Below are 12,835 nucleotides of genomic sequence, written 5' to 3'. Positions count from 1 at the left end.
AAGGAGGCCTTCACGGACAGCCGATACGGGGTAGGGGTTTAAAGGTCGGACTTCAGGATCTCGTGGGCGTCCTTCACCAGCACCATCACGTCCTGATGGCGATCCCACGCGGCCTCGTCGTACCCGGCGAGACGCAGGCCCGGCGCCTCCAGCGCGCGCTGCACCGCCCAGCCGGGTGAGCTGAGCGAGATGCCGTAGCCGTCGTTGCCCGCGTAGTCGTTGTAGCCGAACCCGCAGGCCTTGTACGCGGCGAGCATGCGGTCGGTGGCACGCGTGTCCAGCCCGTAGTCCTTGCCCGCTTCGGCGCGCATCGCCATCCGGCGGCCGTGGGTGGTGACCACCGCGACGCCACCGGGAGCCAGCGCGCGGGAGAAGTAGCGCAGCAGCGGGCCCCAGTTCGGGGCATCGAGATGAGTCAGCACCGAACCGCACCACAGCAGGTCCACGTCGGTCACCTGCTCGATGTCGTCGACGTCGGGGGCGCCGATCACCGCCCGCGCGCCGAACGCCTCCGCGCAACTGGCCAGCGCCGCCGGGTCCATGTCGCACGCGACCAGCTCCGCCGCCGGGAAGGCGGCCCGCAGCGAACGCATCACCCTGCCGTAACCACACCCGAAGTCCAAGACCCGCTTCGGTTCCGGCCGTCCCGTGACCTGCAACGCGGCGAGCACCGCCCGCAGCGCGTCCCTGGACACGCTCATGTAGTGCGCGGTGTTGTTGCCCGCGAACATGCTGTCGCCGTCGGCGATCGTCGTACTGACCCCGGCCATGATGCCCGCGACGGTCTCGTCCAACGTCTCGCTCATTCGTCCCCCTGGGTGGCCGGTCCCGCACGGCAACCGTAGCGGTCCTCTACGGAATGACGTGTATGTGGTTCGAATGGCCCCTGCACCGTGGCCCGGGTGCAGATGACGGTCGACGGAACCCCGCGGCATTGGATGTGCCGCAACAATGCGGGCGGCGGAACCACCAAGGTGTGCGACTTCGATTGGCCGGAGGCGGTCATCCCGGCCGCTGGGCCAACAGCCGCGACACCGTGACGAACCGATAGCCGAGCCCGCGTAACCGCTCGACCAGCGGGATCACCGCCTGTCTGGTCGTGGTCCGGCTCGAGTACATCCCGTGCAACAGGACGATCGAGCCCGGCCGGACGTGGTCCGCGGTGTGCTCGGCGATACCGGAGGCGCTGGCGGCCACCTCGGGGTAGGAGTCCGGTTCGACGTCCCACATGATCGTCCGCCGCCGATGTTCGGCGAGATAACGCGGCAGGGCCAGCAGCTTCTTGCCGTTGGGCGGGCGGAACGTGATCTCGCCGCGGTAGCCGGTGCGGCGGATCAGCGCGTCGGTCCGCTCGATCTCGCTTGCCACCGTTTCGGCCGACACGAAGACCATCCGCTCGTGGGAGTAGGAGTGGTTGCCGAGTTCGTGGCCTGCGGCGGCGATCCGCGTGCCGAGCTCCGGATGCCGCTCCAGTTCCCGGCCGGTCAGGTAGAAGGTGGCGGGCACCCCGGCTTTGGCCAGGCCGTCGAGGAGTTCCCCGGTGCCCGCCGGGTCGGGCCCGTCGTCGAAGGTGAGGGCCACGACCTTGTCCGGTACCTCGACCCGGTGGGTCAGGCCGCCGTAGAACTGGAAGGTCCGGGCGTTGACCAGCCGATCGAGGCCGTAGGCCGACGCCGCCAGTACGACCGCGGTGATGAGGCCGAGCACCACGGCCTTGCGGGCACGCGGCGAAACAGGAAGGACGCGCATACGCCGAACCTTGGCCGATCGCCCGTCACGACGGAAGCAGCTTCGCCGGTCAGCCCTGGCACACGGCGATCTTCGCGTGGAAGCGACCGGGACGTCAGCGTCTGCGGGTGGGCGGACGGTGCGGGGCCGTGTAGCGCTTCGGGGTCGCCGGCGAACGGTAGGTCGTGGTCCGCGTGGTGTGCGGCGTGTCCCGGGTCGTGGTGGTGGTGGTCGCCGGGGTCTGCGTCGTCGTCTTCACCGAGCCGGTCGTCGTCGGGGATGTCGTCGTGGACGGTGTCGTGGGCGTCGCCGGGGACACCACCTGACCGCGTCCCGCCCCGCCCCCGGAACACGCGCCGAGCAGCGCGACCACGCCCACGACCAGCCCGCACAGCCACACCCGCATGTCGCGGACCCTAACAGCACGCCGCCCGGGAATCCGGCGAAACGGCTAGACCGCCGCTCGCAGGCGATACAGCTCGGCCAGCGTGGCTCCTTCGGCGTCGATGTCCTCGCCCAGCCAAGTGGCCGCCTCGTCTCGCGGCAGCGGGCCGACCTCGATCTCCGCGAGGCAACGGCCCGGCCGGACCACCGCCGGATGCAGCCGCGCGACGTTCTCGTTCGTGGTCAGGCACACCAGGATGTCCAGGCCCTGGCCGAGCAGTCCGTCGGTCAGGTTGAGCAGCCGGGACAGGGCCTGCCCGGAGTCGCGTTTCGCGTCCGCGCCGACGAGTTCGTCGCAGTCCTCGAGGATCAGCAGCCGCCATTTCCGGTTGTCCGCCCGCTCTTCGCCGAGCACCACCGAGGTCAGATAGCCCGGATCGGCGAACAGGACCTCGGGGTCGAGGACGTTGTCGACCTGGCACCAATCCCGCCATTCGTGCGCGAGCGCGCGGACGGCGGTCGTCTTGCCGGTACCCGCGGGGCCGTGGAGGAGGATCAGCCTGCCGGTGACGTCCTGCGGGCGCACCGCCATGAGCGTGTCGAGCGCGGTCACCGCCGACCGCGGGTAGTTGCCGCGGATCGCTTGCCACGGCGGCAAATCCATCGTCCTCGGCGCGCGCACCCCGGCACCACCGCAGCCCTGCACGTGCCAGAATCCGACCGGCACGGTCGATTCACCCGGCGTTCCCGTCCGCGCGCTGCCGACCGCGGCCGCGAGCACCTCGTCCGCCAGCTCGCCGGAAGTGGCGCAGACGCATACGGTCGCGGCGCCGGCGCGGCGGCGCAGCGCGACGAGTGTCCACTCCGGACCGGACGCGACATGCGAGCGCCGTCCGTCCAGTTCGTACGTCAGATCCGCGGTGACTCCCGGGGGCAGCAGCGTCGCGTCCGGCGAGACCTCGGTGATTTCGGCGGCCCGCGAGTGCGGTTTCGCCCCGGTGATGAAAGGTTCCATCGCCAGCGTGTTCAGCACGCCTTCCATCGGCGCGTTGCCACCGAAGAACATCGAACGGTCGAGAGGCTGGGGTAATTCCGTTGTCCTTGCTGTCACCCCATCACGGTCCAGCCTGCGAGGCCGGCGCACATCGGGGACCGCCCCCGATTCACCCCTGACAGGGATCTTCGCCGGACCGCCTGTCCGCCGCGATCGCCGGGATGATTGTCTCTGGTCGGACACTGGACCATTCGCGGAAGGAGGTTCGCGGTGAGCGATGACGGCTTCATCGAAGTGATCGCCCGTGAGGTAGAGGCCGACCCCGGCAATCTGGCGCTGCGCGAGGACTTCGTCACGCTGCTGCTGGAGCAGGACCCGGACCGCGCCGCCGTCGAACTGGCGGCCTTCGAGGCACACGGCGGCGACCCGGCGCGGATCCGCCTGCTGCGCGCCCGGCTGATGGCGGCGCGGTTGCGGACGTCGGCCCCACCGCCCGCCGAGGTCGTGGCGGCTCCGTCCGATGAGGACCGTCACGACACGAGTCCCTCGGCTTCGGCGTCGCTGTGGGACACCGAGCGCCCGGCGGTGACGCTGGCCGACGTCGTGGGGCTCGCCGAGGTCAAGCAGCACCTGAACACCGCTTTCCTCACTCCGCTGCGCAATCCCGAACTGGCGGCGGCGTTCGGGCAGAAACCTGGTGGATCGCTGCTGATGTACGGCCCGCCCGGCTGCGGCAAGACGTTCATCGCCAGGGCGATCGCCGGCGATCTCGGCGCGTCCTTCATCCACGTGACCCTCGCGGACCTGCTCAGCAAATGGATCGGGGAAAGCGAGAAGGCGATCCAGAGCGTGTTCCGCCACGCGCGCGCCGCGGCACCGTGCGTGATCTTCTTCGACGAATTCGACGCGCTCGGCGGACGGCGCACCTCCGGTGGCGGCGGGTCGCAGTCGATGCGGATGCTCGTCACGCAGCTGCTGGAGGAGCTCGACGGCGTGGCGGGCGCGAACGACGGGGTCTACTTCCTTGCCGCGACGAACCGGCCGTGGGACATCGACTCCGCGCTGCGCAGGCCGGGCCGGATCGACAAGACGGTGCTGGTGCTGCCGCCGGACGCGGTCGCCAGGGCGGCGATCGTCCAAGGCGCGCTGGACGGCAAACCCGCCGACGACGTCGATGTCGTGGCCGTCGCGGCGGCGACCGAAGGATTCTCCGGTGCCGATCTCAGCCACCTGACGACCACCGTGCTGCAGCAGGCGATGGTCGAGTCGATGAGCAAGGGCGAGCTGGTGCCGGTCACCACCGGCGCGCTGTTGGCCGCCGTCGGCGGGATCACCCCGTCCACGACCTCCTGGTTCGACCAGGTGGCGCCGGTGCTCGAGTTCGGCGTCGACGACGGCACCTTCGACCAGCTCCGGGCGTATCGGGTGAAGCGGGGCATGCGATGAGCGACACCGTCGAGCGGGACCTCGACCTGGCCTGGGAACTCCTCGAGGCACAGCCGACGCATCCCAAGATCCCCGAACTGGCGCTGCGGGTGCTCGCGGCCGAGCCGGAGCGGAGCAGCGCGTCGATGGTGCTCGCCTATCACCGCGAGTCCTGCGGTGACCCGGACGAGGCCCGGCGCCTCTATCTCCGGGTTGCCGGTCGCCGCGACAACCAGTTCATCTGGGCGGCTCGTGCGCTCCGGCATCTGGAATCGGGAGAGTACAACCACGACGAGGCGTTGCGGTGGGCGCACACCGTACTGGGCCAGAACCACGAGGACTGGGACGACTGGATGCAACTGGGCCACGCCCAAGCCTGCGCCGGGGAGCACGAGGCCGGGTGGCGGCAACTCGACGAGGCGGTAGCGCTCTGCGCGCGGACGAGGCCGGATCACCTCCCCAAGGCACTGGCGAAACGCGCGGAGTACCTGCTGGGCACCTGCGCACCACCCGAACGGTTCGTTCCCGCCGCCGAGGAGGCCATCCGGACCAACGTGGCCGACTCCTGGGTCGCCACGCTGCTCGGCTACGCCTACCTGGCGCAGTACCGGTTCGACGACGCCGAACAACTCGGTCTCCGGCTGCTGCGCGAGGACCCGACCGACGACCTGTTGCAGACCCTGGTGGATACCGCGCGGACGATGCTGCGGATCGTCGAAAAGGCGCGCGGCGACGACATCAGCCTGGGGGACATCCAAGCCACCGGCGCACTCGAAATGGCTTGGCAGCAGATCCGCGACCTGAAGCTGGGCATCGACCTGGCCTCCGCGCTGGCGGCACTGGACGCGGTGATGCCCGCCGAACTGCGCGCCACCCTTCGGCCGGGAGCCTCGGCCTCGGATCTGGCCGAGGGTGAGGACAAGGTCGGCTCCATGGCCGCGAGGGATCTGCTCACCTGGCACGACGGCCAGCCGCCCGGCTCCGGCGCCACCTGGGGCTGGACCGAGTCGTTCCGCCTGATGTCGGCGGCCGAAATCCTCGCCATGGACGCCGAGATCGAAGCCGACCGGGCGGCGCACCCCGACTGGCCCGAGAAAGAGGTCTGGGAGCAGGTGATGACCGACGACGCCGGGGCCTACCTGGTCGCCGTCGCGTTCGGGAAGCTGGTGAAACGCCGGGCAGGACAGCCCGACGAGCCCGTCGCCGACTCGATGGCCGACTGGATATGGGACCGGGTGGCGGGCTTCGGCGGGCAGGACCCGCGGCCGGCACCGCTGAAGACCGAAGAGCCCACGGCCGAGCATCTTCCAGCCCCCGGGACGCCACTGACCGGTGTCGTCGTCACGATGTGCGCCGCGCTGGGCGAGCCTGAGGACTCCCCCGCCTACGCGGAACTTCGGCGGCTCTTCCCCGGCTCGACCGTCCGGCGGAGCGAGCTGGTCCCCGACGAGCCGAGCGCCGACGGCGTCTACATCGAGGCGCTCGACGGGCTGGTGACGAAGGTCAGTGTCGATGTCGCAATCTGCCCGGACGCGGACCGGCTGATCTCCGGGCTCGACCTCGGCGGGCATCGTGGGTCCGTCGATACCTACGTACGGGCACATGGGGCCGTTCCGCACGACAGCTGGGTGAACCGTGCCAACGGCGAAGCCACGGTCGTCTACCACTTCGCCGGGCATCGGCTCTGCTTGTGCTGGGCGGACGGGAGGATCGCCCGGATCTACGTCACTGGTGCGTGAGCATCGGTCTCCCCTGGCAGGTGGTGAAGGCTCCTTTCATCGCATCAGACGCGGTGAAGGGAGCCTTCAGCCCACGACCACGATCCCGACACGGTGCACCTTCCATGATCATGACCAGGCAGAATGGCCGTCGCTCCAGAAGTGTTCAGCCGTCAGGGGAGGAACGGGGACCATGAACGGACGCTATCCACCGCCGCCGCAGGGCGGCTACGGCCCGCCGAATCACCATCCGCATCAGGGCTTCGTGCCGCCGCCCGGCCCGGGTTTCCCGATGCCGGTTCCGCCGAAGAAACGGCGCCGTGGCCTGAAGATCACGCTCGCGATCGTCCTCGTCGGTGTGCTCGGCTTCGTCGGCACGGCAGTCGTTCGCGGGTGGATGTCGCCGCCCGCGCGAGGAGGGGTTTCGGGAGATATCGGCTCGGGCTCGGTGACCGACCCCATAAGGTACGCGGTCAACATTCCCGCCCGTGAGCCCAGGAAGTATCCGGAGGATCTGCCCGGCGTGGCGCCCGGTACGGAATTGTCCGAGCAGCAGCTCGGCGGCGTGGATCCCCGGACGCTGTTGTGGGTCACGCTCAAACGGCAAGCGCGGCAACCGGTCACCGACTCGGTCAACCGCTGGTATCAGTCGATCGACGAGTACGAGAAGTCCTACCCGGCGGCCCACTCCGTGATCCGCTCGGCCATCGACTGGCGCACCAGGGAGTTCACCCGGGACGACGCCAAGATCAACGCGGACGACACGCTCGACACCTACTTGATCTTCCGGTGCGTCGGTTCGTCCTCCGGCCCCGCCCGCGAAGGCACTTACCACCAAGCGTCGTCCGGAGACCGCGAGGCCACGTGGAAGGTGGTGGAGAACCCTCCGGCGAGCAACTGCCCGGACCGGATGAAACCCGGCAAACTGGTGGCCAACAACCGCGTCACCGACGGCCTGGCACCCTACGGGCTTTCGCCGCAGGAGACCGACAAGTTCCTTTCATACCTGGACCAGGTGCCGGATCTCATCCAGGTCACCCGTCCCGAAGCCGTAAGCGGTAAGGACGGCAAGAAATACGTCCGGCTCGACGTGACCCTGGTGCCCCAGCCCGACGGTATGAACGACAGGAAGGGCACCGCCTTCCTCAACGCCGCGTTCGCCCAAACGGGAAAGAGCCCGTTCGATCATCCCTACAGCATCAACATCGGCGTCTACCAAGGCTTCAAGAAGAGGTACTTCCTCGACCCGGTCACCTTGCTTCCGGCCTACGCGGTGAGCCTTTCCACGCCTCGGCTGGATCTCGGCGGAGCACCGGTCACGACCGGCCCGCAGCCCGAGATCGCCTACAGCCTCGACCAGTACTCCTGGCCAGAGACGATCGATCCCGACGCCAAGCGCACCGAGGGCGGCCCGCCCGGCTTGCCGCACCACGCGTGGCCTTTCGACAGGATCACCCTGCACTGATCCTGTCGTGTCCGCGGCCGGCCCGCGGACACGACAGGAGGCGCTCAGCCGCAGGCGACGTCGCTGGCCGTACTGAACTCTCGCACCACACCGGTTTCCGGCTGGACGAGGCGCCCCGCGACAGGCACGGCCGCTCGCTGGAACCCTTCGTCGACCTCGGCGATGAGACCGGGCCGGACTTCACTTCCGACCCGCTGTACTCGTCGCTGCACAACGCGACGCTGGAACTCGGCCGTCAGGACGGCCGCCCGGCCTCCGCCAGCGCGCGTTCACGGACCTCCCGCACCACACGGGACCGCGTGAACGCGGACGAGACCGCGCCCAGCCAGGCACTTTCGTCCGTCGCGCTGGGGTGCGGGCCCGCCGGGTTGTCCGGCCAGCTCCGGCCCGCCTCCCGCATCACCAGCGCCGCGGCGAGTTCGGCGGCGGCGCGCGTCGGCTCGTCGACCGGGACGCGCAGCCAGTCCCCGATATGCGGCGGGACGTGTGCCCGCAACGCCAGCAGGCCGTCACGGATCTCGATCACCCTGCGGTACAAGGTGAATTCGAGGTCGTGCCGCACGGGCAGCGCGATCTGCGGGTGGGCGGCGACGAGTTCCTTCCACAACGGTGTCACCGCCCGGATCCTCCGCCACGAGCGCGCTAGCCGGAGCGCGCCGTCCCAGGTGGTGAACAGTCCGCCGAGCACCCACAACACCATCGCGCAGAGCCCGACCAGGCGGGCGCGGGGCATGAAGTCGAGGTCCGCGAGGTCGGTGATCTCCAGCCACAGCGAGGGAAGCCCGGAGAACAGCGCCCAGCCGATGGTGACGACGGCGGCACAGATCAGGATCCGCAGACCGGTCCGGAACGCGCCTCGTGGACGGCCCGCGGCGCTGCGGACGAGCGTACGGATGAACAGCACCAGGCACGTGACCGCGTACGTCGTCAGGATCACCTGGTAGGCCACGATGCTGAAGCGCCATTGGAATCCGGACGTGCCCGCTTCGAGCCGATGCGGCGCGAAGTCCAGGTAGCACAACACCATCAGGGCCCAGCACACCACGATCGGCCAGAACGGCGTCGACTTCTCCGGCGACCGGGTGCTGCGGACCAGTTGCAGCAGCGCGCGCATCGCGAGCAGTTGCAGCGCGTTGGTGACCAGCCGCGGGAGCAGTTCGTCGCCGAGCAGCCGGACCGTGTCCTCCGCGGAGACGGCGAGGCCCGCCGCCATGCTGAGGAAGAACGTGGCCAGGTACCTCGGCCCGGCGCGGACCGTCATCAGCCGGGTGAGCCCGATCAACGCCAGCAGCGCGGCGGACAGATAGCTGATCATGAACCGAGGGCGTGGCGCAGCCGATCGTTCTCCGGCCCGGTGCGCGCGGCGCGGCGCATGAGCAGCGACGCGACCAGTTCGGCTTCCTTCTCCTGTTCCTGCGCGTAGGTGGTGCGGCCGAGGACCCGGCGGACCAGGTCCACCGACAGGCTCGGCGCGACGATCTCCGCGATCGTCTCCGGCCGCACCTCGCCTTCGACGTGCCCGCACAGCAGGTGACCGAGTTCGTGGAGCAGGATGTGCCGCTGGTGCAACGGGGACGTGTCCCGCGTGTAGAACACGTAGTCCGCCCGGTCGGTGGCCGCGAGCACCCCGCACGGCGCCCCCGGCCGCGCGGCGAGCGGCACCAGTTCGATGGGCCGCCCTCGCATCGCCGCGACCTCGCCGAACAACGTGGTGACGTCGAACGGCTCCGGCAGCCGCACGCCGCCCGCGATGCGCTCACATCTGCGCCAGAGCGCACTCTTCCTGCCCAGCATGGCTACTCCCCCTGGTCACGCTTGGACTCGCGCCGTTTGATCGCCTCGACGATGTCGGTCACGGTGCCGAGCCCCTCCTCGGACAGCGTCACCGCACGCAACGCCAGGTTGCGCACCGCGCTGTTGCGCAACGCTCCCAGCAATTCGACCTCCTCGGCAAGGGCCCTCCCCTGTTCGTCGTCGAAGAAGTACGCGGGCGGCACCTGGAAGAACGCCGCGAGCGCTTCGAGGTGCCGTTTGGTCGGGTTGTCCCGGCGGCCGGTCCGCAGTTGCCAGAGGTAGGCGGCGGAAAACGACTCGCCGGTGCTCTCCCGGCAGGCGCGGGCCACCTCCTCGTGGCTGTGCTGCTCACCGTTCGGCCGCCGGACCACCTGGAAGAGGCGGTCGATCCGGTCGGTGAGCGTGGTCGCCCGTGGTTCGGTCATCTTCACCTCCGTTAGCTGAAATGAATGAACTGTGGCACTTCGTTCATCTGGGTTGACAGCCGGACGGCCGTCGCCATACGGTTTCCACGTTAGCTGAGATGAATGACCGAGGGGAGTCAGTCGATCCTGGCTGACGACCAGAAGGGGGATCTTTCATGAAGAAATTTCTGACCGCGGCGGCACTGGTGGTGGCCGCGGTGACCATGTCGGCGCAGCCCGCGCTCGCCGTGGAGACCGGGAATTTCCACGGCACCGGCATCGGCCCGTATCCGACGGACGCCATCAGCTCGGCGGAAAAGGTCGCCCGCACCTTCGCCCGCAACACGGGCTGGCTGGACTCGCAGTGTTACGTCCGCAGTTCCGACGTCCGGTCACAGACCAGCTACTACAGCGCCACCGTCTGGCTCTACTGCCAGCGCTGAAACCAGGAGGGGAAAGCATGAACAGGACGATCGCCCGCACCACGGGAGCCGCCGTGGTCCTCGCGGGACTCATGACACTCGCGCCGTCGGTGGCGAGCGCCGAGGAGACCCGCGCGTTCCTCGGGACCACCGTGGAGAAGACGTCGGCCTCGGCCAAGCGGACGGCGTTGCAGCAGGCCTACGACCACGCTTCCGCCTACGGGTACACGCAGGACCAGTGCGTGATCATCCACCTGTACTCGGTGAAGATCAGCTTCGTGATGTACCGCGGTGAGGCCGGGATCCACTGCACGAAGTAGGCATGTCCGTGAAGGCCTCCTTGAGGGACTCTGGGTCCCTCAAGGAGGCCTTCACGGATTTCAAGCTAGGTTGGCCGGGTGAGTCTCCTCGACGACGTGGCCGAACGCGACGGCTGGCGATGCTGGGTGTGCGACGAACCGGTCGACCCGGACATGTCGGTGAACGACCCGCGTGGCCCGAGCGTCGACAGCCGCACCGCGGACCGGAAGGCCAAGATCGCCGAACGGCTCGCGCACCGCGGGTGCAACACCCGCAAGGGAGCGGTCAAGGTGGTCATCGCCTGGCCCGACCGGCTGCACGTGGTCGAACCCGCGCCGCTGATCACCGTCGCCGGACGGCTGGAGCGCAAGGGCGGCCGCGAAATGGTGGCCCGTTGCCCGACGAAACAGGATGCCCAAGAGGCGGCCGACTGGCTGGTGGACCGCTTCTCCCGGCTCGTGCCGGGGCTGCCGGTGACCGCCTCCGTCGAGCCGGGCGGCGGCCAGTTCCTCGTCATCCTGGCCGCCGGCCGCCGCTGAAATAGCCCGATCCTCGCCTTCGCGCAAGCCCTGAACAAACCATTGTCCGGGCCGTGGCCTGCCTGTTCAGTCAGGGACGCCCGGCCGACGGCAGGGCGTCGAACGCACGAAAGCGAGGGCATATGAGCGGAAACGCACTACCGCGCAGGCTGGTCACGATGGCGGCCGCCGTACTGATGGCGGCGGGCGTCACGATCACCGGGTCGGCCACGGCTTCGGCCGCGGACCACTACTACGAACTGCCGTACCCGGCAGGCGAGGCCTACACCGTCTCCCAGGCACCTGAGGGCACTTTCTCCCACACCGGCCCCTACAACGAATACGCCTGGGACTTCGCGCTCCCGGCCAACTACGAGGTGTCGGCGGCGCAGGGCGGCCAGATCCTCGTCTCGGACTGGTCGCCGTACTGGCAGAACGGCATCGAGGTGATCATCCGGCACTCCAACGGCACCTGCACGCAGTACATCCACCTGAACCGCGCCATCTATGACGCGGGCACCTGGGTCCCGCAGGGCCGGGTCATCGGCTGGTCGGGCAAGACCGGCGCGGCCACCGACTATCACCTGCACTACCAGGTGATCAACTGCTCCACCCGCGTCGGCATCCGCTCCACCCTCCAGGGCTGGACCCCGCCGACCGGTTCCCGCCCGGTCAGTGTCAACACCAGGGCCTGAGTCCGCGTATCCGGCAGGACACCCGTGGCGCCGCGGGTGTTTCCCTGTGAGCCCGCCGATTTCGTTCGCACTTTCGGTGTCCACGCCGTCGCATCGAAACTTCACCCGAAAGTGCGTACGGCGGCATATTTCATCGGTATTTCATCGGCCCTCATTAGCGTTCGGCGCGGCAATACGACAGTGGGGAGAAACCGATGAAAAGAACCGGAGCGCGTTTGCTCGCGACCGCCGTCCTGTCCGTCGTCACCCTGGCCGGCGCGATCGCCGGTGCGGGAGCGGCGCAGGCGGCACCCGCCCGGCCGGAGGGTCCGTGCGGGCCCGTCATGTTCGTCGTCCCGGGATATCAGGACGGTGGCGCGCAAAAGCTGCTCGACCGGGGACTCGCGCCGGGCGGCGCCGACCCGGTGCGCATCCCGTATCCGAACAGTGCCGGCGACGTCAATCTGTACGCCGATGTCGACGCCGGTGTCGCCAATCTCCGCACCGCGCTCTACAACCTCTATGTCACCTACGGCTGCGACCTCGAAACGAAGGTGTACATCGTCGGGTTCAGCCTCGGCGCGCTCGTCGCGGGCACGGTGCTGGAGACCGAACCGCCCGGACGGAACATCCAGGGCGTGCTGTTCGCCGACGGGCGGCGGCAGCCCGTCGAGTCGAACTGGCCGGGTGATCCCGGCGGCCTGATCGGGCATCTGCCCGTTCCCGGCCCCGGTGGCGCCGGTTTCCGGCCGGTGGATTCCTTCCGGTACCCGACCTTGAGCCTCTGCAACGGCCCCAACGCGGGAGGCGGCGCGGATCTGATCTGCTTCGGCGGCACCAATCTGGACAGCTACTTCAACTCGCATCCGTTCTACAGCTTCGAAGTGGCCAAAGAGCTGAACATCCACGGCGAAGGCCCGTACCCGAACAACCTGCGCAACCGCGTCATCCCGTAACCCGCTCGCGCCCCCCTCCCGGCGGGTCACGCCGGGAGGGTTGCGTGGCCGGA

14 protein-coding genes are annotated in these 12,835 nt (G+C 69.1%); 8 read left to right on the top strand and 6 right to left on the bottom strand.

All coding sequences use genetic code 11. From position 1 onward, the window contains the following. Positions 1–38 precede the first annotated feature (38 nt). From AVR91_RS11235 to AVR91_RS11225, 3 genes are all read right to left on the bottom strand, one after another. Positions 39–806, bottom strand: a complete 768-nt coding sequence (locus tag AVR91_RS11235) for a class I SAM-dependent methyltransferase (protein ID WP_063273057.1) — start codon at positions 804–806, stop codon at positions 39–41. Positions 807–1,002: 196 nt separating this feature from the next. After that, positions 1,003–1,749 (bottom strand): polysaccharide deacetylase family protein, encoded by a 747-nt coding sequence (locus AVR91_RS11230; RefSeq protein ID WP_143253957.1) that lies wholly within the window; start codon positions 1,747–1,749, stop codon positions 1,003–1,005. Positions 1,750–2,179: 430 nt separating this feature from the next. Beyond that, the gene (locus AVR91_RS11225; RefSeq protein ID WP_228709182.1) at positions 2,180–3,223 is read right to left on the bottom strand and encodes a DUF5925 domain-containing protein; all 1,044 of its coding nucleotides are present in this window, start codon (positions 3,221–3,223) and stop codon (positions 2,180–2,182) included. A 153-nt stretch (positions 3,224–3,376) separates the two neighbouring features. On the opposite strand from AVR91_RS11225, the gene AVR91_RS11220 reads away from it, so the two are divergent. From AVR91_RS11220 to AVR91_RS11210, 3 genes are all read left to right on the top strand, one after another. Beyond that, positions 3,377–4,552, top strand: a complete 1,176-nt coding sequence (locus AVR91_RS11220) for an ATP-binding protein (RefSeq protein WP_063273059.1) — start codon at positions 3,377–3,379, stop codon at positions 4,550–4,552. Continuing rightward, positions 4,549–6,270, top strand: coding sequence for a tetratricopeptide repeat protein (locus tag AVR91_RS11215; protein WP_063273060.1), 1,722 nt, complete (start codon positions 4,549–4,551; stop codon positions 6,268–6,270). The genes AVR91_RS11220 and AVR91_RS11215 overlap by 4 nt, the downstream gene beginning before the upstream one ends. Before the next feature lie 172 nt (positions 6,271–6,442). Continuing rightward, on the top strand, positions 6,443–7,714 hold the full coding sequence (locus AVR91_RS11210) for a hypothetical protein (RefSeq protein ID WP_063273061.1): 1,272 nt from the start codon (positions 6,443–6,445) through the stop codon (positions 7,712–7,714). Between the two features lie 235 nt (positions 7,715–7,949). On the opposite strand, the gene AVR91_RS11205 is transcribed toward AVR91_RS11210, so the two are convergent. From AVR91_RS11205 to AVR91_RS11195, 3 genes are read right to left on the bottom strand one after another with little or no spacing between them, the layout of a single operon-like run. Beyond that, positions 7,950–9,029: an MAB_1171c family putative transporter gene (locus AVR91_RS11205; RefSeq protein WP_063275765.1), complete on the bottom strand. Its 1,080-nt coding sequence runs from the start codon at positions 9,027–9,029 to the stop codon at positions 7,950–7,952. Further along, positions 9,026–9,508 carry an ImmA/IrrE family metallo-endopeptidase gene (locus tag AVR91_RS11200; RefSeq protein ID WP_063275766.1) on the bottom strand — a complete coding sequence of 161 codons (483 nt, stop codon included), beginning with the start codon at positions 9,506–9,508 and terminating at the stop codon, positions 9,026–9,028. The genes AVR91_RS11205 and AVR91_RS11200 overlap by 4 nt, the downstream gene beginning before the upstream one ends. A gap of 2 nt (positions 9,509–9,510) precedes the next feature. Further along, the gene (locus AVR91_RS11195) at positions 9,511–9,933 is read right to left on the bottom strand and encodes a helix-turn-helix domain-containing protein (RefSeq protein ID WP_016331913.1); all 423 of its coding nucleotides are present in this window, start codon (positions 9,931–9,933) and stop codon (positions 9,511–9,513) included. Positions 9,934–10,088: 155 nt separating this feature from the next. Here AVR91_RS11195 and AVR91_RS11190 point away from each other — a divergent pair, with 155 nt between their 5' ends. The 5 genes from AVR91_RS11190 to AVR91_RS11170 all read left to right on the top strand — a co-directional run bounded on the left by AVR91_RS11190 (position 10,089) and on the right by AVR91_RS11170 (position 12,782). Next, positions 10,089–10,355 (top strand): hypothetical protein, encoded by a 267-nt coding sequence (locus AVR91_RS11190; RefSeq protein ID WP_063275767.1) that lies wholly within the window; start codon positions 10,089–10,091, stop codon positions 10,353–10,355. Between the two features lie 17 nt (positions 10,356–10,372). Then, the gene (locus AVR91_RS11185) at positions 10,373–10,654 is read left to right on the top strand and encodes a hypothetical protein (RefSeq protein ID WP_063275768.1); all 282 of its coding nucleotides are present in this window, start codon (positions 10,373–10,375) and stop codon (positions 10,652–10,654) included. Between the two features lie 78 nt (positions 10,655–10,732). Continuing rightward, complete coding sequence (locus AVR91_RS11180; RefSeq protein WP_063275769.1) at positions 10,733–11,173, top strand: hypothetical protein; 441 nt, start codon at positions 10,733–10,735, stop codon at positions 11,171–11,173. 122 nt (positions 11,174–11,295) lie between these two features. Continuing rightward, positions 11,296–11,847 (top strand): M23 family metallopeptidase, encoded by a 552-nt coding sequence (locus tag AVR91_RS11175; RefSeq protein WP_063275770.1) that lies wholly within the window; start codon positions 11,296–11,298, stop codon positions 11,845–11,847. A gap of 194 nt (positions 11,848–12,041) precedes the next feature. Then, positions 12,042–12,782, top strand: a complete 741-nt coding sequence (locus AVR91_RS11170) for an alpha/beta fold hydrolase (protein ID WP_063275771.1) — start codon at positions 12,042–12,044, stop codon at positions 12,780–12,782. The last annotated feature ends 53 nt before the right edge of the window (positions 12,783–12,835 follow it).

Origin of the sequence: Amycolatopsis keratiniphila subsp. keratiniphila (genome assembly GCF_001620365.2) — a bacterium.
GTDB classification, from domain to species: domain Bacteria; phylum Actinomycetota; class Actinomycetes; order Mycobacteriales; family Pseudonocardiaceae; genus Amycolatopsis; species Amycolatopsis keratiniphila.
The sequence above is the reverse complement of the archived record's forward strand: the minus strand, read 5'-3'. Positions and strand labels throughout refer to the sequence as shown.